The sequence below is a fragment of the Pontibacillus salipaludis genome (assembly GCF_014642405.1).
Taxonomy (GTDB): domain Bacteria; phylum Bacillota; class Bacilli; order Bacillales; family BH030062; genus Pontibacillus; species Pontibacillus salipaludis.
This window is the reverse complement of sequence record NZ_BMIN01000013.1, coordinates 1-22,025: the sequence shown is the minus strand read 5'-3', so window position 1 is coordinate 22,025 and position 22,025 is coordinate 1. Positions and strand designations below refer to the sequence as shown.

16 protein-coding genes and 1 other annotated feature (1 of these 17 running past the window's edge) are annotated in these 22,025 nt (G+C 42.6%); of the genes, 15 read left to right on the top strand and 1 reads right to left on the bottom strand.

The genetic code is table 11. The annotated features are described in order from the left end of the window. Positions 1–30 (top strand) — a binding site (T-box leader); it begins 203 nt to the left of the window's first position. An 86-nt stretch (positions 31–116) separates the two neighbouring features. The 14 genes from ileS to IEW76_RS13795 all read left to right on the top strand — a co-directional run bounded on the left by ileS (position 117) and on the right by IEW76_RS13795 (position 16,714). Continuing rightward, positions 117–2,870 (top strand): isoleucine--tRNA ligase, encoded by a 2,754-nt coding sequence (ileS, locus tag IEW76_RS13860; RefSeq protein WP_188654808.1) that lies wholly within the window; start codon positions 117–119, stop codon positions 2,868–2,870. A gap of 217 nt (positions 2,871–3,087) precedes the next feature. Next, positions 3,088–3,552 (top strand): signal peptidase II, encoded by a 465-nt coding sequence (gene lspA / locus IEW76_RS13855; protein ID WP_036778520.1) that lies wholly within the window; start codon positions 3,088–3,090, stop codon positions 3,550–3,552. Continuing rightward, a complete protein-coding gene (locus IEW76_RS13850) occupies positions 3,549–4,454 on the top strand; it encodes an RluA family pseudouridine synthase (RefSeq protein ID WP_188654807.1) in 906 nt (301 codons plus the stop codon). The genes lspA and IEW76_RS13850 overlap by 4 nt, the downstream gene beginning before the upstream one ends. Before the next feature lie 198 nt (positions 4,455–4,652). Then, on the top strand, positions 4,653–5,195 hold the full coding sequence (gene pyrR, locus IEW76_RS13845; RefSeq protein ID WP_188654805.1) for a bifunctional pyr operon transcriptional regulator/uracil phosphoribosyltransferase PyrR: 543 nt from the start codon (positions 4,653–4,655) through the stop codon (positions 5,193–5,195). A gap of 159 nt (positions 5,196–5,354) precedes the next feature. Beyond that, entirely contained in the window at positions 5,355–6,734 is a 1,380-nt protein-coding gene (locus IEW76_RS13840; RefSeq protein ID WP_188654803.1) for a solute carrier family 23 protein, read from the top strand. Between the two features lie 173 nt (positions 6,735–6,907). Continuing rightward, positions 6,908–7,834, top strand: a complete 927-nt coding sequence (locus IEW76_RS13835; RefSeq protein ID WP_188654801.1) for an aspartate carbamoyltransferase catalytic subunit — start codon at positions 6,908–6,910, stop codon at positions 7,832–7,834. Then, positions 7,794–9,083, top strand: a complete 1,290-nt coding sequence (gene pyrC, locus IEW76_RS13830) for a dihydroorotase (protein WP_188654799.1) — start codon at positions 7,794–7,796, stop codon at positions 9,081–9,083. Before IEW76_RS13835 ends, pyrC begins: the two co-directional genes overlap by 41 nt. Continuing rightward, positions 9,061–10,167, top strand: coding sequence for a carbamoyl phosphate synthase small subunit (locus tag IEW76_RS13825; protein WP_188654797.1), 1,107 nt, complete (start codon positions 9,061–9,063; stop codon positions 10,165–10,167). Before pyrC ends, IEW76_RS13825 begins: the two co-directional genes overlap by 23 nt. Beyond that, positions 10,146–13,358: a carbamoyl-phosphate synthase large subunit gene (carB, locus tag IEW76_RS13820; protein WP_188654796.1), complete on the top strand. Its 3,213-nt coding sequence runs from the start codon at positions 10,146–10,148 to the stop codon at positions 13,356–13,358. The genes IEW76_RS13825 and carB overlap by 22 nt, the downstream gene beginning before the upstream one ends. After that, positions 13,352–14,119, top strand: a complete 768-nt coding sequence (locus tag IEW76_RS13815) for a dihydroorotate dehydrogenase electron transfer subunit (RefSeq protein ID WP_188654795.1) — start codon at positions 13,352–13,354, stop codon at positions 14,117–14,119. The genes carB and IEW76_RS13815 overlap by 7 nt, the downstream gene beginning before the upstream one ends. Then, positions 14,119–15,054 (top strand): dihydroorotate dehydrogenase, encoded by a 936-nt coding sequence (locus tag IEW76_RS13810; RefSeq protein ID WP_188654794.1) that lies wholly within the window; start codon positions 14,119–14,121, stop codon positions 15,052–15,054. Before IEW76_RS13815 ends, IEW76_RS13810 begins: the two co-directional genes overlap by 1 nt. Then, positions 15,026–15,742, top strand: coding sequence for an orotidine-5'-phosphate decarboxylase (gene pyrF / locus IEW76_RS13805; RefSeq protein ID WP_188654793.1), 717 nt, complete (start codon positions 15,026–15,028; stop codon positions 15,740–15,742). The genes IEW76_RS13810 and pyrF overlap by 29 nt, the downstream gene beginning before the upstream one ends. Beyond that, positions 15,729–16,370, top strand: coding sequence for an orotate phosphoribosyltransferase (gene pyrE / locus IEW76_RS13800; protein WP_188654792.1), 642 nt, complete (start codon positions 15,729–15,731; stop codon positions 16,368–16,370). The genes pyrF and pyrE overlap by 14 nt, the downstream gene beginning before the upstream one ends. A 71-nt stretch (positions 16,371–16,441) precedes the next feature. Next, the gene (locus IEW76_RS13795; RefSeq protein ID WP_188654790.1) at positions 16,442–16,714 is read left to right on the top strand and encodes a hypothetical protein; all 273 of its coding nucleotides are present in this window, start codon (positions 16,442–16,444) and stop codon (positions 16,712–16,714) included. 666 nt (positions 16,715–17,380) lie between these two features. Here IEW76_RS13795 and IEW76_RS13790 read toward each other — a convergent pair. After that, a complete protein-coding gene (locus IEW76_RS13790; RefSeq protein WP_188654788.1) occupies positions 17,381–19,099 on the bottom strand; it encodes an Rqc2 family fibronectin-binding protein in 1,719 nt (572 codons plus the stop codon). Positions 19,100–19,191: 92 nt separating this feature from the next. Here IEW76_RS13790 and IEW76_RS13785 point away from each other — a divergent pair, with 92 nt between their 5' ends. Further along, the gene (locus IEW76_RS13785; protein ID WP_188654786.1) at positions 19,192–21,852 is read left to right on the top strand and encodes a calcium-translocating P-type ATPase, SERCA-type; all 2,661 of its coding nucleotides are present in this window, start codon (positions 19,192–19,194) and stop codon (positions 21,850–21,852) included. Positions 21,853–22,025 lie beyond the last annotated feature (173 nt).

Below are 22,025 nucleotides of genomic sequence, written 5' to 3'. Positions count from 1 at the left end.
GTGGTACCGCGAGACCTTCTCGTCCCTTCTGGGATGAGAGGGTCTTTTTTGTTTTTTTTAAGGTATCAGTCTATAGCAATTTGACTATGCTGAACTTATGAAGGAGGAACGGTTTAATGAACTATAAAGATACCTTGCTCATGCCTAAAACGGAGTTTCCTATGCGAGGGAACCTTCCGAATCGTGAGCCTAAAATGCAACAACAATGGGAAGACATGAACATTTATGAAAAAGTACAAGAGCGTACAGAAGGACGCCCGCTATTCGTACTTCATGATGGCCCTCCATATGCCAATGGTGACCTTCACATGGGTCACGCGCTAAATAAAGTATTGAAAGACTTTATTGTTCGTTATAAATCTATGGCAGGATTTCATGCGCCTTACGTCCCGGGTTGGGATACACATGGACTTCCGATTGAGCAGGCACTAGCGAAAAAGAAAGTAAACCGTAAGAAGATGACGGTCGCGGAATTTCGTGAAAAATGTGCTGAATATGCCTTAAAACAAGTTGATAACCAGCGTTATCAATTCAAGCAACTTGGTGTACGCGGTGACTGGGAAAACCCTTATATCACATTAAACAAAGATTATGAAGCTGCCCAAATTGAAGTCTTTGGAACAATGGCAAACAAAGGGTACATTTATAAAGGTAAAAAACCAGTCTACTGGAGTCCTTCCTCTGAATCCGCATTAGCTGAAGCGGAAATTGAGTATCAAGACAAGCGCTCTGCTTCCATTTACGTTGGGTTTGATGTTAAAGAAACCAACGGCGTTTTAGATGGAGATGAAACGTTTGTTATCTGGACGACTACACCTTGGACGATTCCGGCTAACCAAGGTATTGCCGTTCATCCTGAATTAAACTATGTAAAAGTGAAAGTAGATAGCGGTAACTATATCATTGCTGAGAAATTAATTGATGAAGTTGCAGAAGCTCTTGAGTGGTCAAATCCTGAAATCGTTAAGACATACAAGGGAAGCGAACTTGAGCGTGTAGAAGCACAGCATCCCCTGTATGAACGCACATCTCTTGTCGTACTTGGTGATCACGTCACAACAGATGCTGGTACTGGTTGTGTTCACACAGCACCAGGGCACGGGGAAGATGACTTCTGGGTAGGTAAACAATACGGACTTGAAGTTCTTTGCCCGGTTGACGAGAAAGGTTACTTCACAGATGAAGCACCAGGATATGAAGGTATGTTCTATGATGCAGCGAATAAAGATATCACAGAAAAATTAAAAGAAGTAGGTGCTTTGTTAGACCTAACGTTTATCACACACTCTTATCCACATGACTGGCGTACGAAGAAGCCAACAATCTTCCGTGCAACAAGCCAGTGGTTCGCTTCTATCAAAGATTTCCGTGAAGATATTCTAGAAGAAATCAAACAAACGAAGTGGACTCCAGGATGGGGCGAAACGCGTCTATATAACATGGTTCGTGATCGTGAAGACTGGTGTATCTCTCGTCAACGTGCATGGGGTGTTCCTATTCCTGTATTTTATGGTGAAGACAATACTCCAATTATTACAGAAGAAACCATCCAGCATGTGTCAGACTTGTTCCGTGAACATGGTTCAAACGTTTGGTTTGAGCGTGAAGCGAAAGACTTGCTTCCTGAAGGCTTCACATCAGAGCACAGCCCTAATGGAACGTTTACGAAAGAACAAGACATCATGGACGTCTGGTTCGACAGTGGTTCTTCTCACCAGGCTGTTCTTCATGAACGTGAGGAACTAGCCCGTCCGGCAGACCTTTACCTAGAAGGTTCTGACCAGTATCGTGGTTGGTTCAACTCTTCTCTTTCTACAGCTGTTGCTGTAACAGGAAAAGCGCCATTTAAAGGTATTTTAAGCCATGGTTTTGCACTTGATGGTCAAGGTCGTAAGATGAGTAAATCTGTAGGGAATGTAGTTGTTCCAGATAAAGTAATGAAGCAGCTTGGTGCAGATATCCTTCGTCTGTGGGTAGCTAGTGCAGATTATCAATCAGACGTACGTATATCAGATGATATCTTGAAACAAGTATCAGAAGTTTACCGTAAGATCCGTAATACATTCCGTTTCTTGCTAGGGAACTTACATGACTTTGATCCAAAGACAAATTACGTGGAGCAAGAGAATCTTCAAGAAGTGGATCGCTATATGTTCTTGCGCTTACAAGAGCTAACAAGCACAGTGCGTAAGGCCTATGATGAATATGAGTTCTCTACTATCTATCATGCGGTTCATAATTTCTGTACGATTGATCTGAGCTCATTCTACTTGGACTTTGCAAAAGATATCCTTTACATTGAAGCAAAAGACGATGCCCGTCGTCGTAGTATTCAAACCGTTTATTATGAAATGGTTAAATCACTTACGAAGCTTCTATCGCCAATCCTTTCTCACACAGCAGATGAAGTTTATCAACACATTCCTGGTGTAGAAGAGGCGAGTGTTCAATTAACGGACCTTCCGGAAGTTCAAGAAGTTAAGGATCATGAAGCTCTTAAGGCGAAGTGGGATCACTTCATGGACGTTCGCGACGATGTCTTAAAAGCATTAGAAGAAGCGCGTGCTGACAAAGTTATTGGTAAATCTTTAGAAGCACACGTAACGGTTGTTCCTAAAGATGAACAAACAAAACAGCTTCTAGAAAATGTTGACCATTTAGAACAGCTATTGATTGTATCGGGAGCTACAGTTGCTGAAACAGCATCAGAAGCCAAAGAATATGATCACGTATCCGTTCTTGTGAAAGCTCATCCAGGTGAGAAATGCCAGCGTTGCTGGGTAGTTTCAGAAGAAATCGGCGAAAGCGAAGCTCATCCAGAACTTTGTCCACGCTGTGCTTCTGTTGTCGAAGAACATTACAAAGCATAAGAATCCGTTTACTGCCTGTCTTCGCCGTTTGGCGGAGGCAGGTTTTTCATTAGCGTTGATATTATTATTTTTTAGGTGTTTACTGAATTTTTAGTGGACTTTTTTAAGGCTTAATATGAGGGTTCGTGCCATACTAGAATTATGATTTTCGCGCACGTTCTCAAGAAGTGTGGTAAAATGCTAAAGGAATAGTTTGTGTAGAACGGAGGAACATGTTTTGTGGTATTACGTTTTGGCGATCGTGATCATACTTATTGATCAACTGACGAAATGGATTATTGATACACAAATGAAATTGCTAGAAAGTATCCCTGTAATTGAAGATGTTTTTTATATTACGTCTCACCGTAACAAAGGAGCAGCGTGGGGGATGCTAGAAGGACAGTTTTGGTTTTTCTATATCATTACAACATTCGTGATCGTTTTTGTGATCTATTACATTCAAAAGTATACGAAAGATAACCCATTGCTTGGTATTTCTCTTGGGCTTATCTTAGGCGGTGCTGTTGGGAATTTTATCGACCGTATCTTTAGAAAAGAAGTCGTAGATTTCCTGGATGTTTACATTGGTAGCTATGATTTTCCGATTTTTAACGTAGCTGATTCTGCGCTAGTAGTCGGAGTGGGACTTGTCTTTATAGCTACAATTTTAGATGAACGGAAGAAAGGAAGCGCAAAATGAGTTTAAACACCCACCACGTAACGCAAGAAGAACATAATGAGAGATTAGATAAAGTATTAACTGCTTTAAACGAAGATGCATCCCGTGCTCAAGTACAAGCATGGGTGAAAGATCAATTCGTAACGGTTAACGGTGCAAATCAGAAGAGTAACTATAAATGTCAAGAAGGGGATGTCCTATCCTGGGATATTCCGGAGCCAGAACCAATGGAAGTATTACCTGAGGACATTCCTGTAAACGTCGTATATGAGGACGAAGATGTGATTGTGGTAAATAAACCGAAAGGGATGGTCGTTCATCCTTCAGCGGGTCATAGTGGAGGCACACTTGTTAACGCTCTTCTCCATCATTGTCAAGATTTATCGGGGATTAATGGAGTTATGAGACCAGGTATTGTTCATCGTATCGATAAAGATACAAGTGGACTTATAATGGTTGCGAAGAACGATAAAGCTCATACATCTTTAGCAGAACAGCTTTCGAACAAAACAGTGGAACGTAAGTATGTAGCCTTAGTTCAAGGTGTGATTCACCACGAATATGGAACCATTGATGCTCCAATCGGGCGTGACCCGAAAGATCGCCAGAAACAAGGTGTTGTGGAAGGTGGTAAAAATGCTGTCACTCACTTTAAAGTGTTAGACCGCTTTGAGGAACATACACTTGTTGAGTGCGTTCTAGAAACAGGGCGTACTCACCAAATTCGTGTCCACATGAATTATATCGAGCACCCAATTATTGGCGACCCTAAGTATGGACCTCGTCGGACACTTGATTTAAATGGTCAAGCCCTTCACGCGAAAGAGCTTGGATTTGAGCATCCTTCTACAGGAGAATGGCTTCACTTTGATTCTGAACTCCCAGAAGAGCTGAAACAAGTTTTAGAGCATTTGTCTTTATAAAGGTTGACGAATTTAATGTCCTATGGAATAATAGGGAACTAGAATAAAGACCTTTAAAACAGTCCCGTGAGGCTGAGAAGGGTACGGATGAGTGAGACAGACATGTCCTTAGTTGGGTATACGTCTATCTAGATCCCCTTCTACCACGGTAGAAGGGGATTTTTTCGTACCTCGTGAAAACAGGAGGGAATAGACAGCATGGAGAAGAAAGCACTCGTATTAGATGAAGCTGCGATAAGACGCGGACTTACAAGAGTCGCCCACGAAATCCTTGAGAAGAATAAAGGGGTAGAGGGTCTTGTACTTGTTGGAATAAAAACAAGAGGCATTCCATTAGCAAAACGTTTAGCAGATAAAATCTCGCAAATTGAAGGGGTCGAAGTGCCAATTGGTGAAGTAGACATCACGCTTTACAGAGATGATCTTACGAAATCCGAGGATAAAGAAGATCCTACAATTAAAGGAACCCACGTTGAAACGGACCTTAGAGGAAAGAAAGTTATTCTTGTCGATGATGTTCTTTACACTGGAAGAACGGTTCGAGCAGCTATGGACGCAATCATGGACTATGGCCGACCAGCCCAAGTTCAACTCGCTGTTCTAGTGGATAGAGGGCACCGTGAATTACCAATACGAGCGGATTATGTAGGCAAAAATGTGCCAACATCCCAAGAAGAAGTTATCGGAGTTCAGTTGTTGGAATCAGATGAAGTAGATGAAGTAAGCATTTATACGAAGTAAAATAGAAGACCTTTAAATGAAGTCCTGTGAGGCTTGGAAGGTCGCAATGAATAGGCAACGTGTATCTGTAGGACACGTCTACCTCTTTGCGAGCTTTCGCAAAGAGGTTTTTTTATGGGCTTTAGATCAACGCATGTTCATTTAAGAGGAGGATTATGGATGAAGAAGAATCAAGTGAATTTAGGAGTACGAGAAGTGCCGAACTTACCTAAATGGATTGCTTTAAGTTTACAACATTTGTTTGCCATGTTTGGGGCTACAATTTTAGTACCATTTTTAACTGGATTGTCGCCAGCCGTTGCCCTAGTATCGAGCGGGGTGGGGACACTCGCGTATCTAGCGATTACAAAAGGAAGAATACCTGCTTATCTTGGTTCAAGTTTTGCATTTATACCTCCTATCATAGCTGCTGATCAAGCAGCAGGGGTTCCAGGAATTATGCTTGGCAGCTTTATGGCCGGTCTGGTATACGGAGGAGTTTCCATGCTCATTAAGCTTTTCGGAACAAAATGGATTATGAAGATCTTGCCACCCGTTGTAGTAGGGCCTGTCATCATCGTAATCGGACTAGGATTAGCGTCTACTGCAGTTGATATGGCCATGAACGACAGTGAGGGAAATTACTCACTAAGCTATATGTCAATCGCAGCGGTTACACTAGCTTTAACCATAATTGCTTCCTTATTCTTTAAAGGATTTATGAATATCATCCCAGTTCTATTCGGGATAACAGGTGGTTATCTGTTCGCATTAACACAAGGTGTAGTTGACACTAGTGGTATACAAGCTGAATGGAATGAGATCACTTCCGCAACAGGAGTTTGGAGCTTTTTAGGAAGTGTGTTCCAGTTACCTGACTTCACATTGCCATTTAGAGATTTCTCACCAGGGTCTGTACCTATTGCGGAGATCGCTTTAATCATGGTACCCATTGCATTTGTGACCATTGCTGAGCATATCGGGGATCAAATGGTTCTTTCGAAAGTCGTTGGTCAAAACTTTCTAGACAAGCCAGGCCTTCATCGCTCAATCGCAGGTGACGGTTTAGCTACAATGATTGCTTCTTTCTTAGGTGGACCACCGAATACGACGTATGGAGAGAACATTGGAGTCTTGGCAATTACGAAAGTATTTAGCGTCTTTGTCATAGGTGGAGCGGCCGTAACGGCCATTTTCTTCGGATTTATTGGCATCGTTACAGAAGTAATTGGTGCAGTTCCTTCAGCGGTTATGGGGGGTGTATCGATTCTACTGTTTGGAATCATCGCATCAAGCGGATTGCGGATGCTAATTGACAATAATATTGATCTTGGGGATAAGCGAAATTTAATCATATCCTCAGTCATCTTAGTCATAGGGGTAGGGGGAGCCAAACTTCAATTCGATGGATTTGCTGTCTCCTCCATGGCATTGGCTACGCTAGTGGGAGTATTCTTAAACCTTGTTCTGCCAGGAAAAGAATCCGCATATGGAAATGGAAACATGTTCAAAACTGAAGATCAAACACAAGCTGAAAAGTCAGATGACTCAGCTGCTTGAATCGACATCAACACTTTTTAAAGAAGTCCAGAGAGGTTTCAAAGGGTGAAAAGGTTCGATCTGTGTTTCGTGCGCTTTTTTATGAAAATCACGGACCCAGTCTAACCAGCATCCTTATCACAGGATGCTGGTTTTTTTATGCCTTTTCTAAAAATAAGAAAGGGGAGAGTAGCATGAAACACATTCTCACAATGAATGATTTCACAAACGAAGAGATTTATAGCTTGCTAAAACAAGCGAAAGCAATGAAAGATGGGAAGGTTCAGACTTTTCGAATTAAACCAACTTTCGTAGCAAACTTATTCTTTGAACCTAGTACAAGAACAAAGATGAGCTTTGAAGTGGCAGAGAAGCGACTAGGATTAGATGTTCTTGATTTTTCACCAGAAAGTTCGAGTGTGCAGAAGGGGGAAACCCTTTACGACACTGTTAGAACAGCCGAATCTCTAGGTGCTTCTGCAGTGGTTATCCGTCATCCTAAAGAAGAGTTTTATCAAGAGCTCGTTAAAGGAGTATCCATCCCGATCTTAAACGGTGGGGATGGAAAAGGGGAGCACCCTTCGCAGTGTTTATTGGACCTTTACACCATCTATGAAGAGTTTGGAACGTTTAAAGATGTGCATGTAGTTATCTCAGGAGACATCAAACATAGTCGTGTAGCGCGGTCAAACGCTTATTCACTTAGTCGTTTAGGGGCAAAGGTAAGCTTATCGGGTCCAAAAGAATGGAAAGACAATACACTTGATTTCCCTTATTTAGAAATAGATGAGGCGGTGCAACATGCTGATGCTCTTATGCTATTAAGAATTCAAAACGAGCGGCACGATCAAAAAGGAAGTCAGTCACAATACTTACAACAATACGGACTAACATTAGATCGGGAACAGAAAATGAAATCACACAGTATCATCTTGCATCCAGCACCAGTGAACAGGGGTGTAGAAATAGAGAGTGAATTAGTTGAAGGAGAACGTTCACGCATTTTCACTCAAATGGAAAATGGGGTTTATGTGCGAATGGCTATGCTACAAGCGGCATTACAAGAAGGGGGTAAAAAAGATGCGTACACTACTAAAAAATGTGCACAACTTACACAATAATGAATGGACCAACCTAATCGTTGAAGGTAAGACCATTAAAGGGTTTACTTCAGAAGAACCGGCAGTGGACAGAATCATTGATGGAGAGGGGCGCGTGGTAGTTCCTGGATTTGTAGACGTCCACATCCATCTTAGGGAACCAGGAGCGGAAGCGAAAGAAACGATAGAGACTGGTACAAATGCAGCTGCTCGTGGAGGATTCACGACAGTTTGTGCGATGCCAAACACCAGACCTGTACCAGATAGTGAAGAAAATTTAAAAGCACTTCAAGAGAAGATTAGAACGAAAGCAAGTGTCCGAGTCTTACCTTACGCATCAATTACAACAAGGCAGCTTGGACAAGAGTTAACGGACATGTTGGTTTTAAAGGAGCAAGGAGCATTTGCCTTTACTGATGATGGTGTAGGTGTTCAGTCTGCTGGAATGATGCTTGAAGCAATGAAGCTAGCCGCTTCCTTGAATATGGCTGTGGTTGCTCATTGTGAAGATAATTCTCTCATTCAAGACGGTGTCATGCATCAGGGAGAGAGAAATAAAGAGCTCGGCCTTCCAGGTATCCCATCAATCTGTGAATCGGTTCAAATTGCTCGTGATGTGTTACTCGCAGAAGCTACAGGGTGTCACTATCATGTGTGTCACGTAAGCACGAAGGAGTCGGTACGTGTGATTCGGGACGCCAAAAGGGCAGGTATTCCTGTGACAGCTGAAGTTACCCCCCATCACCTTTTGTTAACCGAAGATGATATTCCAGGGGATAATGCCATGTATAAGATGAATCCCCCACTTCGAGCACAAGAAGATCAACTTGCACTTATTGAGGGGTTAGAGGATGGGACGATTGATTTCATCGCAACCGATCATGCTCCTCATACACAAGAAGAAAAAGAAGGCGGGTTCTTAAGTGCTCCCTTCGGTATCGTAGGTCTTGAGACGGCATTCTCACTATTATATACCCATTTTGTCAAAAAAGGACGCTGGACTTTGCAACAACTTGTAGACTGGATGAGCTATAAGCCAGCAACGGTGTTTGGGTTGCCGTACGGCACACTTTTTGAGGGTGCACCTGCTGATTTGGTTCTGTTAGACCTTGAGACAACAGCGAAGATAAACACCCAAGATTTTGTTTCAAAAGGTAAGAATACACCTTTTAATGGCTGGAACATAACAGGCATGCCTGTTCTAACAATGGTAGATGGAGAAGTGATTTGGAAAGGGGTAGAAGCACATGAAACGACAACTCATTCTTGAAGACGGAACAGTGTTTATTGGAGAAGCTCTTGGAAGTGATAACCTTACAAGCGGTGAGGTGGTGTTTAATACGGGGATGACAGGTTACCAGGAAATCCTTTCTGATCCATCTTATTGCGGGCAAATCGTCACATTAACGTATCCCTTAATAGGAAACTACGGAATTAATAGAGAAGATTTCGAAACCATTAACCCCTTCGTAAGTGGACTTGTTGTAAAAGAAGCATGCTCTCATCCGAGCAATTTTCGCTCTGAAGATACATTAGATGCTTACTTACGTGGTAGGGACATTCCGGCAATCAGTGGTATTGACACTCGAATGTTAACAAAAAAGATCCGTCAGTTTGGGACAATGAAAGGGGCTTTTGCTTCGATCGACCAATCCCCTGACGACGTATTAGCAAGACTGAGAAATGAGGATTTTCCTACAGATCAGGTGCAACGTGTTTCAACCATTAAGCCATATGTGGTGCCAGGTCGGGGAGAGCGTATAGTATTAGTTGATTACGGTATGAAACATGGGATCTTAAGAGAATTCACAAAACGTAACTGTCACGTAACGGTTGTTCCATACAGCACTACTGCAGAAGAGATTTTAAAACTAAAGCCAGACGGTGTCATGCTTTCAAATGGACCAGGAGATCCAAAAGATGTACCAGAAGCTGTAGAGATGGTTCAGGGATTGATAGGGAAACTTCCTTTGTTTGGAATATGCCTAGGACATCAACTCTTTGCTCTAGCGTGCGGGGCAGATACGGTTAAGATGAAGTTTGGTCATCGAGGTTCGAACCATCCGGTAAAAGATATAGCAACCGGTCGAGTCTATATGACAAGTCAAAATCACGGATATGCTGTAGAAGAAGCTTCGGTTAAGGCTACAGATTTACAAATTAGTCAATACGCTTTAAACGATGGGAGTGTTGAAGGGCTTTACCATCCCAAATATGCAGCCTTTTCTGTACAATACCATCCAGAGAGTGCACCGGGGCCAGAAGATTCAAACGGATTATTTGATGAATTCCTATCTATTGTAAAACGTGAAAAGAGAAGGGAGCGAGTTGTATGCCAAAGCGTACAGATATAAACAAAATACTAGTGATTGGATCAGGTCCAATCATAATAGGTCAAGCAGCAGAGTTCGATTATTCAGGTACGCAGGCATGCCAATCGTTAAGAGAGGAAGGCTATGAAGTCATTCTTGCAAACTCAAATCCTGCTACCATTATGACAGATGAAACGATAGCGGATGAAGTATATATGGAGCCTTTGACCGTAGAATTCCTGGCGAAAATCATTCGTAAAGAAAAGCCAGACGCCCTTCTGCCAACGCTAGGGGGCCAAACTGGCTTGAACATGGCTGTTCAGCTTGAAGAGGCTGGCATTCTAAGAGATTTTAATGTTGAGTTACTAGGAACATCGCTTGAAGCCATCCAGAAAGCCGAAGATCGTGAGAAATTCCGTTCCTTAATGTATGAGTTAAATGAGCCCGTACCAGAGAGCACTATTGTAAGTACGGTTGATGATGCACTCCATTTTGCAGAAGAAATCGGTTATCCGGTTATTGTACGCCCCGCATACACTATGGGAGGTGCAGGTGGAGGCATGTGTTACTCAAGGCAAGACCTTGAAACCATTGCTCATTCTGGCCTTCAGCTATCACCTGTCAACCAGTGCTTGATCGAAAAAAATATAGCAGGCTTTAAAGAAATAGAATATGAAGTGATGCGTGACCATAACGACCACGCCATTGTGGTGTGTAACATGGAAAACGTTGATGCGGTCGGAATTCATACAGGTGATTCAATCGTAGTAGCTCCGAGTCAGACGCTCAGTGACCGGGAGTACCAAATGCTTCGGAATGTTTCGTTGAAAATTATTAGAGCCTTAGAGATCGAAGGGGGCTGTAACGTTCAGCTAGCGCTAGATCCAAACAGCTTTGACTATTACATCATAGAGGTCAATCCAAGGGTAAGTCGTTCATCAGCTCTTGCTTCAAAAGCGACAGGTTATCCAATCGCCAAAATTGCTGCTAAAATTGCCGTTGGACTTACTCTTGATGAAATTAAGAACCCAGTGACAGAAACGTCTTATGCCCTATTTGAACCAGCATTAGACTATGTGGTATCTAAAATCCCACGATGGCCGTTTGATAAATTTATAAAAGGACACCGTATTCTCGGTACGCAAATGAAAGCAACAGGAGAAGTAATGGCTATTGGACGTAACTTTGAAGAATCTATGCTTAAAGCGGTGCGCTCGCTAGAAATTGGAACTGAAGAGTTGTACTTAAAAGAGATTACAAATCTACCTCAAGAAGAAATGATAGAACGTCTTATAAAAGCGGACGATGAGCGACTGTTTATCATCGGAGAAGCTTTACGCCGAGGAATGACCACTGAAGAGATCGTTCACCACACCAAAATCGATCCGTTCTTTGTGGAGAAGTTTGAAGGAATTATTCAGCTAGAGAAGCAATTAGAAGATAGTCCATGGGACAAAGATCTTCTTAAAATTGCCAAAGAAAAAGGCTTTTCAGACACTGCGTTGGCACGCTTATGGAATGTAAATGAAGATGAAGTATATACGTACCGCACGAATGAAAGCATTGTACCAGTATATAAGATGGTAGATACATGTGCAGCTGAATTTGAATCCACCACACCATATTTCTACAGCTCATATGAAACAGAAAATGAATCCGTTCGATCAGACCGAGAGAAGATCCTTGTCCTGGGATCTGGACCGATTCGGATTGGGCAGGGAGTTGAATTTGACTACGCAACTGTTCATTCAGTACTGGCACTAAAAGAAGCAGGATATGAAGCTATTATCATGAATAACAATCCTGAGACCGTTTCGACAGATTTCAGTATTTCCGACAAGCTTTACTTTGAACCGCTAACACTAGAAGATGTCATGCATGTAGTCGAATTAGAAAAACCAATGGGTGTAATCGTTCAGTTTGGAGGGCAGACGGCTATAAATCTAGCAGACGGATTAGCTAGAAGGGGTGTCAATATTCTAGGAACCTCCTTAGAAGCGATTGATCGCTCAGAGGATCGAGATAAATTTGAATATACCCTTTCTAAACTTGGTATTCCACAACCAAAGGGAATTTGTGCCACAACAGCGGAGGAAGCGATGCAGGCATCTGAAACGCTTGGATTCCCACTAGTTGTGCGCCCATCGTACGTCCTTGGGGGGCGTGCAATGGAAATCGTGTACGACCAGTCCGAATTAGAACGCTATATTGAAGAAGCTGTAAAAGTACACAAAGATCACCCTGTCTTAATTGATACGTATATGACTGGGATTGAGATTGAAGTTGACGCCATCAGTGATGGAGAAACTGTCGTTATACCAGGCGTGATGGAACATATTGAGCGAGCAGGTGTTCACTCTGGCGACTCCATTGCAGTCTATCCAACACAACGTATAAGCGAAGAAATTAAACAAAAATGTGTAGAATATACCACAAGAATTGCACGAGAACTCGGTATTGTGGGCTTGATCAATATTCAGCTTGTACTTCATAACGACGAAGTATATGTACTCGAAGTAAACCCAAGAGCAAGTCGTACAGTACCTTTCTTAAGTAAAATTACCGGCGTAACAATGGCAAAGCTAGCCACAGAACTCATCGTAGGAGCTCGTTTAAAAGAGCTTGGCTATTCCGATGGGGTTTTACCTGAACCAAATGAAGTGTTTGTGAAAGTACCAGTCTTCTCGTTCGAGAAGCTTCGAAGTGTAGACACATACCTTGGACCTGAAATGAAATCAACCGGTGAAGTGCTTGGACGGGACGTGACCCTTGAGAAAGCACTATATAAAGGGTTAACAGCATCAGGAATTGAAGTCCCTCGTAATGGAGCTGTCTTAATGACAGTAGCAGACAAAGATAAAGAAGAGCTTTTAGAACTTGCAACTCGCTTCCATCAGCTCGGGTTTGAACTATATGCCACTGAAGGTACTGGATCAACGCTTGAGGAAGAAGGGCTTCCTGTGACAAAAGTCGCGAAAATTGGCTCAGAGGAACAAACGGTCCTGGATGTAGTCCAAAAAGGGCAGGTTCACATGGTTATAAACACGCTAACAACAGGCAAGCAACCGCGAAAAGATGGATTCCGTATTCGTCGTGAAGCGGTAGAGCATGGCCTTCCTTGTATGACATCTCTGGATACTGCATCAGCAATACTAAGAGTTATTGAATCAATGACCTTTACAGCACAGTCCATGCCAAAGACGTCGCAGCAAAAGGTGAATGTCCTATGCTAAAGAAAGATGATATGCACATACTCCAAAATAAAATGATTGCTGATAACACATTCGAAATGAAACTTACTGGTCGCTTCGTCAACTTGATGAAGCAACCAGGTCAGTTTCTTCATATTAAGGTTGGGGATGGAACTTCTCATGTTTTAAGGAGGCCATTGTCTATTGCGAATGTGGATCATCACATCGTCACGGTTATTTATAAAATCGTTGGCAAAGGTACAAAATGGCTTTCGGAAAGGAAAATAGGCGAAACGGTTGATGTTATTGGCCCTCGTGGAAGAGGTTTTCCAATAGAGGAAATTCGTAATGAGCATATTGTTCTGATCGGAGGTGGTGTAGGTGTACCTCCATTATACTATCTGGGCCGAAAGCTTGTTCAACAAGGGAACACCGTCACTTCTATCCTCGGTTTTCAAGGGCGAGATGGGGTCTTTTATGAAGATGCATTCCGTCAGTTGGGGGAAACGTTGATTACTACTGATGATGGGAGTCACGGCTATAAAGGACGCGTAACGGACTTAATCGGTGAGCTTGATCAGGATGTAACACAGTACTTCTCATGCGGGCCTAAGCCTATGCTCAAAGGAGTCTCTGAGACATTTACGATTCCTGGTTTTATCTCCCTTGAAGAACGAATGGGGTGTGGAGTTGGCGCGTGTTTTGCTTGCGTGTGTGAAACAACTGACCCTGAAGATTCGAAAGGATATAGGAAAATCTGTCAAGATGGTCCTGTATTCCGTGCTGGAGAGGTGGTGTTGTAATGGACTTACGTGTGTCTTTGCCTGGCTTAGAGTTAAAAAACCCAATATTGCCTGCATCTGGCTGTTTTGGGTTTGGACGAGAATTTAGTGAATTTTATGATTTAAATGAGCTTGGTGCCATTACTATTAAGGCAGCTACTGGTGAGGGGAGGTATGGGAATCCAACTCCTCGTGTTGCTGAAACATCAGGAGGAATGCTAAACGCAATTGGACTTCAAAACCCTGGTGTCAAACGCATTATAGAAGAGGAACTCAAGTTTCTCGAACAATATGACACTCCGGTACTTGCCAATGTAGCTGGAAGTACGGAAGAGGAATATGTGGAAGTTGCTAGAGCACTTGGTGCCCATCATAGGGTAAATGCTCTTGAACTGAATATCTCTTGTCCAAATGTGAAAGAAGGCGGGATTCAATTTGGAACAGATCCTACGCTAGCGGCTTCTTTAACAAGAGCTGTGAAGAGCGTTAGTGAAGTTCCGGTTTACGTAAAACTGTCCCCGAATACAGGCGATATCGTAGAGATGGCAAAGGCAGTAGAAGAGGCTGGCGCAGATGGTTTATCTATGATTAACACTCTTGTCGGGATGAAGTTAGATCTAGCGACAGGGCGTCCTATACTTGCAAATGGGACAGGTGGTTTATCAGGTCCTTCTATTAAACCTGTAGCCATTCGCATGGTCTATCAAGTGAGTCAGGCGGTTTCCATTCCTGTAATCGGTATGGGCGGGGTTACGTGTGTAGAGGATGTACTGGAATTTTTATTAGCAGGAGCAAGTGCAGTCGCAGTAGGGACGGCTAATTTCCAAAATCCTATGATTTGTCCTGAATTAATCGAACAACTCCCTGATCTTCTTGAGAGCTACGGCTATGATTCTATTCATGCGTGCATTGGAAGGAGCTTTAGACATGAAGAAACCTCTTTATCTGGCACTTGATTTTCCATCTGGAAGTGATGCAGTTCGTTTTATCCGTGAGCACGAACTTGAAGGTATACCGGTAAAGATAGGCATGGAGTTGTACTATAAAGAAGGTGCTGAAATCGTGAAGTTTTTAAAAGAACAAGGGCATCCGGTTTTCCTTGATTTAAAGCTTCATGATATACCGAACACGGTTAGATCGGCTATGAGAAACCTCGCTTCGTTGAACGTGGACGTTGTAAATGTCCATGCAGCAGGGGGGAGCGAAATGATTCGAGCAGCCAAAGATGGTCTACTAGAAGGAACGGGTGATGGGATAAATCCCCCGTTGCTTTTAGCAGTCACTCAATTGACTTCTACAACAGAACGAATGTTACAAGAAGAATTGGGGATCTCCATGAACTTGGAAGAGTCTGTGGTCCGTTACGCTCAAATGTCTTATGATGCTGGAGCAGATGGTGTAGTCTGTTCTGCACATGAAGTGAGAGCAATACGCCAAGAATTGCCCGATTCTTTCCATCTCCTTTGTCCAGGCATTCGATTAGAAAATAATAGCTATCATGAACAAAAACGTGTGGTGACACCAAGTCGAGCGAGAGAACTTGGTGTGGATTCTATCGTTGTCGGCAGAGGAGTTACTAAAGCAGTCGAACCACAAAAGATGTATCAATTATTCGAAAAGGAGTGGTCGTATGTTAACCGATAAACAAATTGCAAAGCGATTATTTGAAATAGAGGCACTACAATTTAGCGCGGATCAACCTTTTAAGTGGACATCTGGTATTCTATCTCCGGTCTATTGTGATAATAGGCTTGTAATGAGTGATGTCTCGTTAAGAAGAGAGATTGCTCAATCTTTAGCAGAACGAATCCGAGTGAATTATCCCGAAGTCGAAGTAATAGCAGGTTGCGCTACAGCAGGTATACCTCACGCTGCATGGGTAGCAGAAATACTTGGACTCCCAATGGTCTATGTACGTGATAAAGCAAAAGGTCATGGGAAAGAGAATCAAATCGAAGGTAAAGTGAAGTCCGGACAAAAGTCTGTTGTAATAGAAGACCTTATATCTACCGGGAAAAGTTCAATCGCTTCTGCAAAAGCCTTACAAGAAGCGGGTGTTGAAGTCCACGGAGTGCTGGCGCTATTTTCATATGAACTAAAAAAAGCAGAAGAAGCCTTTAAGGAAGCTTCTTTACAGTTTCAATCACTAACAACATTCCCTACACTGTTAGAGGTTATGAAAGAACAAAAGAAAGTCACAACAGAGAATTACGATCGCTTAAAAGAATGGAATCAAGATCCAGAAGCCTTTTCATATAATTACCAAGCCTAATGGCATTGCTAGCAAGAACCTTCCGTTGTACAATCATGGCAAATGTACAAACGTATGAAGGTCGTGAGTTCATGTCTTTTAAAAAACAAGCCACAGTAATGATAGGGAACGCAGTGCTTGGAGTATTCACATGCTACTTATATCTTTATTTTTGGATATTCGTATCAATGGCCGCTCCTATTATAAATTTAAAAGCCTTTCTTAGTCTTATTATATCTCTCACCTTATTTGGAGTGCTTAATGCCTCATTAATTGGGAGAGATCAAAAAATAGAGTGGCTCTATGCTAGTTTCACTTACCTGGGTGCCATCGTACTATTTGTGGCGATCTTCTGGTTATTTTAATATATAGTAGCTAAAAGGGCTTTAGTAAGGCCAACTTAGCTGAACACTCGAAGCTGAGAGAATGTTTCCGTTAGCTTTAGTTCAGTGTAAGGTGGGCCTGGAAACCACTCGCTTTCCTGTGGGGAGCTGGTGAGTCTCCTCAACCGGCAAAGCCGGTCTCCGGGGTCTCACCTAGGCTCTTCTGCCCACGGGAGTCTCGCAGTTTCCAGGCCCACCTTTCCATATTTAGAGGAACGGAAACAGGCCATATGCAGATTCAAGTGTACACCATAACGATCAAGCAGCGGGTCCGTTTGATAAAATATAGCAAGGGGTGTCTGGGGAACGGGGAGACTCCTGCAGGAGAAAGAGGTCGACGAGACCCCGGAGCGAGCGTAGTGAGCGAGGAGGCTCTAAACAGAAAGGAGAAGTTCGACTAAAACCGTCACGTCCTGTGACAACGTCGAACGACCCCACGTCGTGTGGGGCCGCCTGCGGAAAGCGAGTCGTTCCCCAGACACCCCTAGCACTCAATAAACGTAACGGTCCCACACACTAGGGTGTCTCAGTTTCGAGTCTTCAAGAATTCTGCTCTAATCTATAACAAACCTGATAAAAGATAAAAACATTATACTTTAATAGATCCAAAACAAAAACTCGATCTTGCTAGGGCAAGATCGAGTTTTTTTAATCTTTTGGTACGTTGTTTTTAAGGTCGCGAATGGCAGCTTCTTCAGGGGTTACAAATAGCGTTTTCTGGTTGTCGTAAGTTACAAAACCAGGTTTTGCGCCGTTTGGTTTTTTCACATGACGAATTAACGTATAGTCGACTGGGACCGATGAAGATGCTTTTGATTTACTGAAATAAGCGGCAAGTAAAGCTGCTTCTTGCAGGGTTTCTTCACTTGGTTCTTCACTACGGATGACTACGTGTGAGCCAGGAATGTCTTTAGTGTGTAACCAATAATCATTTCGATTTGCCATACGTGTTGTTACATATTCATTTTGCTTATTGTTCTTCCCGACCAGAATTGTCGTACCATCCGTTGATACATACGTTTCAGGCTTAGGTGCTTGAGGTTTCTTTTTCTTCTTCTGCTGTGGTTTTGCCTTCATATAGCCTTCTTCTCGTAATTCTTCTCGAATCTCTTCGACGTCTTCTTCGCGAGCTGATTCAATTTGTTGGATCAGTTGATCGAAATAAGCGATCTCTTCTTCTGCTTTTTGAATCTCTTTCTGGACAATCTCTTTCGACTTTTTCATCTTAGAATACGTTGCGAAGTAGCTCTGCGCATTTTCGCTTGGTGTCTTATTAGGGTTTAATTCAATGGTACGTTCGCCCTGGTCCGGATCGTAATAATCGACAACCGTAACTGTTTTATCCCCTTGTTTAACAAGATGCATATGAGCAGTTAGTAATTCGCCTTGTCGCTGATATTCATCAGCTTGTTCAGCTTTTTGAAGGGTTTCTTCGTGTTTCTTAATTTTACGGATGTTCTTTTCTCGTTCGTTTTTCATGAAGCGAGCTAAATCACCCGCTTGCTGTTTGACGCGGTCTCGTTCTGCTTTACCACTATAGTAAGCATCAAGAAGTTCGCTCACTGTGTTATACGTCTCTTTTTCAGCCTCCATTGATTCAAGTGGAAGAACATAGAAATGTTCTTTCTTTCCTCTTAGTAACTGAGGCGTGTAGTCATGATGAATGAGTTGAGACTGGACACGGCTGAACGTCTCTTGATAGGTGGTAGCAGAGCCTAAGCGAGCACGATAGCTGATCTCAGTAGCAATCATAGGTGAAAAGCCCATGAGAATGCTCATGATTTGTTTGTCCATACGACCTGAATTAAAGTCTAGTTTCTTGACAAAATCTTCAGGATTTAATGTGATGGGATTCGTTTTTCCTTGATCAGGGGGCCTTCGGTATGAATGACCCGGCAGTACTGTTCGGTAACTGCTTTGAGAGGGAGACACGTGTTTTATACTATCTAAGATCATGTCTCGCTCCTGATCAACTAAAATAATATTACTATGCTTACCCATGATTTCCATCACTAGGGTTTTAGTTCTTTCATCACCAATTTCGTCTTTTCCACGGACTTTTATTTGGATAACGCGCTCCATTTCAAGCTGCTCGATGGATTCAATAAATCCACCGACTAAGTGCTTGCGGAGTAGCATACAAAACATTGGCGGTTCTTTTGGATTTTGATACGTATCTTTTGTCACGTGCATTCGAGCGTAGGAAGGGTGTGCTGAGAGCAAGACATTGTGATTCTTCCCTTGGCTTCGAACAGTGACAATAAGTTCGGTTTGCGTTGGTTGATAGATCTTCATAATTCGTCCGGGAGTTAACGAATCCATTAATTCGTGTGTGACTGCCCGGGTGACAACGCCATCAAAAGACATGGTAATCACCTCACAATATACCGATTATAGCATTTTTTTGGACGAGTCTGAATAGATATACTATAGACTCTCAGGTTCAGGAGGAATGTTACGTGAATTGGTATCAATATAATTTAGAGAATCTAGCACGTAAACTAGATGTAAATATGGATTTGGGCCTTTCTTCTAAGCAAGCAGAGGAGCGTCTAAAGAAACTAGGCTATAATGAGCTAGAAGAAGGAAAGTCAGTTAGCCTACTGTTATTATTCTTCCGCCAATTTCAAGATTTTATGGTAATTGTTCTTTTGGCTGCAACGCTTATTTCTGGTTTGCTTGGAGAGTACGTGGACGCAATTGCCATAATGGCAATTGTATTTTTGAATGCTGTTCTTGGGTTTTTCCAGGAACAAAAGGCTGAGAAATCACTAGCAAAGCTTAAGGAGTTGTCAGCTCCTCAAGCAGAAGTTTTGAGGTCTGGGATCTGGGAAAAGGTGCATTCACGTGAACTCGTAGTAGGAGATATTGTAAAGGTTACAAGCGGGGACCGAGTTAGCGCTGATCTTCGCCTACTCACTGTATCAGGACTTGAAGTAGAAGAATCTTCTTTAACAGGAGAATCACTTCCTGTCTTAAAACAGACGAAAGAATTGAAAGAAGGAAACGTTGAATTAGGTGATCAAGTTAACATGGTTTTCTCAGGTACCCTTGTTACAAGGGGGAGTGGGGTTGGAGTGGTTGTAGGAACGGGGATGAAGACAGCCATGGGGCAAATTGCATCTTTACTTGTCCAAACAAGTCGTATGCCTACTCCCCTTGAAAGAAAGCTAGCTGAATTAGGAAAGATTTTAATTGTGACTGCTCTTCTATTAACTGCATTTGTAGTCATTGCAGGTGTTTATCGTGGTCATCCTTTGTATGAAATGTTTTTAGCTGGTGTATCTTTGGCGGTAGCGGCGATCCCAGAAGGGTTACCAGCAATTGTAACAGTGGCTTTGTCGCTTGGTGTTCAGCGTATGATTAAGAAAAAGGCTATAGTAAGGAAGCTATCGGCTGTTGAGACATTAGGCTGTGCTTCTGTAATCTGTTCTGACAAGACCGGAACAATGACAGAAAACCAAATGACTGTGAAGCAAGTAAGTACAATCGATGAACACTTCTACGTAACGGGAGAAGGCTATGACCCATATGGAGCATTCTTTGATGGAAGAAATCAGGAAGTAAAACTAGGAGACATTCCGGCAATAAGTCGCATGCTTCTTTATGGATCTTTATGCAATCATGCTCGAGTTGTGAACAAGGAAGATCGTTATGTTGTAGATGGGGATCCAACTGAGGGCGCTTTACGAGTTGCAGGGTGGAAAGCCGGGGTTACAGAAGAAAGCTTGGCCGAATGGGAAATAACGTATGAAATCCCTTTTGACTCAGATCGTAAGCGCATGTCTGTAGTTGTAGAACATAGAAGTGGAGAACGCTTGATTATTGTTAAAGGTGCACCAGATGTTTTGTTACCAAGGAGTACATCGGTCTACTCATCTGAGGGCCAACGACCATTAATGCAAAAGGATGCCCAGGTAGTGGAATCAAAGATTGGTAATATGGCTGATCAAGCATTACGTACCATTGCAATTTGTTATAAGCCACTTAAAAAAGGGCAATCTTACAACGATTTCGAATTGGAAAAGGATTTAACTTTTATAGGTGTTACAGGTATTATTGATCCTCCGAGAAAAGAAGTGAAGCGAGCAATTGAAGAGTGTCATCAAGCGGGGATCAAGACTGTCATGATTACAGGTGATCACGCGAAGACTGCTAGAGCCATTGCAAGGGACTTAGAGTTAATGCCAGAAAATGGACAGGTTGTAGAAGGTTCAAAACTTTCGGCAATGAATGACGATCAATTAGAGGCAATAATAGATGAAACGTACGTCTTTGCCCGTGTTACCCCTCAACATAAATTGCGAATTGTACAGGCTTTTCAAAAGCAAGGGCACGTAGTAGCTATGACAGGGGATGGCGTTAATGATGCACCTGCCATTAAGGCAAGTGACATAGGGATTTCAATGGGACAAAGTGGAACAGATGTCGCAAAAGAGGCGTCCTCACTAGTCCTTCTTGATGATAACTTTGCTACAATCCGGTCAGCTATACAAGAAGGACGAAATATCTACGAGAATATACGGAAATTCATTCGGTATTTATTAGCCTCCAATGTTGGTGAGATATTGGTCATGCTTTTTGCAATGCTACTTGCTTTACCTTTACCTTTAGTACCGGTCCAAATTCTGTGGGTGAACCTTGTGACGGATGGATTACCAGCCATGGCACTCGGGCTTGATCGTTCAGAGGGAGACGTAATGAAGCGATCCCCTAGAAGTCCAAAAGAGGGAATATTCGCCAGAGGGTTAGGATTTAAAATTATCTCAAGAGGGTTTATGATTGGGATCGTTACTCTTATAGCCTTTATTATGGCATACCAAGGGGATCCTGAAAGATTGTTATATGCCCAGACCATTGCCTTTAGTACGTTAGTAGTTGCACAGCTCATCCACGTATTTGATTGTCGGAGTGAGCGATCTGTATTTGCCAGAAATCCTTTTTCAAACCTTTATTTAATAGGTGCTGTCTTATCTTCACTCCTATTAATGTTAGTAGTCATTTACTATGATCCTCTTCATCCAATATTCCATACCATGGATGTGCCATTACGAGATTGGATCTTTATCACAGGATTAGGTGCCGTTCCAACGTTTCTGTGGGGATTTTCTAAGAAATAAAAGTACTACATTTAAAAGCATCCTTCAAATGAAGGATGCTTTTTGTTGTGTGCCCGACATGGGCGCAAGCTTTAGGGTTAGAGTCCCGAACGGTGAAGGTCGTTGTAGCCGTTAGCCAAGGGCAAGGGTGTCCGGGGTGACCCGGAATCTGAAGGAAGCCGGAGGCAAATTTC

Coding starts and splice junctions, on each gene's coding strand:
- IEW76_RS13795 (WP_188654790.1), top strand. CDS start 16,442: ATGTCTTTTAAAAAACAAGCCACAGTAATGATAGGGAACGCAGTGCTT.
- pyrE (WP_188654792.1), top strand. CDS start 15,729: ATGTTAACCGATAAACAAATTGCAAAGCGATTATTTGAAATAGAGGCA.
- pyrF (WP_188654793.1), top strand. CDS start 15,026: ATGAAGAAACCTCTTTATCTGGCACTTGATTTTCCATCTGGAAGTGAT.
- IEW76_RS13815 (WP_188654795.1), top strand. CDS start 13,352: ATGCTAAAGAAAGATGATATGCACATACTCCAAAATAAAATGATTGCT.
- carB (WP_188654796.1), top strand. CDS start 10,146: ATGCCAAAGCGTACAGATATAAACAAAATACTAGTGATTGGATCAGGT.
- IEW76_RS13850 (WP_188654807.1), top strand. CDS start 3,549: ATGAGTTTAAACACCCACCACGTAACGCAAGAAGAACATAATGAGAGA.
- IEW76_RS13790 (WP_188654788.1), bottom strand. CDS start 19,099: ATGTCTTTTGATGGCGTTGTCACCCGGGCAGTCACACACGAATTAATG.
- pyrR (WP_188654805.1), top strand. CDS start 4,653: ATGGAGAAGAAAGCACTCGTATTAGATGAAGCTGCGATAAGACGCGGA.
- IEW76_RS13810 (WP_188654794.1), top strand. CDS start 14,119: ATGGACTTACGTGTGTCTTTGCCTGGCTTAGAGTTAAAAAACCCAATA.
- pyrC (WP_188654799.1), top strand. CDS start 7,794: ATGCGTACACTACTAAAAAATGTGCACAACTTACACAATAATGAATGG.
- IEW76_RS13825 (WP_188654797.1), top strand. CDS start 9,061: ATGAAACGACAACTCATTCTTGAAGACGGAACAGTGTTTATTGGAGAA.
- IEW76_RS13840 (WP_188654803.1), top strand. CDS start 5,355: ATGAAGAAGAATCAAGTGAATTTAGGAGTACGAGAAGTGCCGAACTTA.
- IEW76_RS13835 (WP_188654801.1), top strand. CDS start 6,908: ATGAAACACATTCTCACAATGAATGATTTCACAAACGAAGAGATTTAT.
- ileS (WP_188654808.1), top strand. CDS start 117: ATGAACTATAAAGATACCTTGCTCATGCCTAAAACGGAGTTTCCTATG.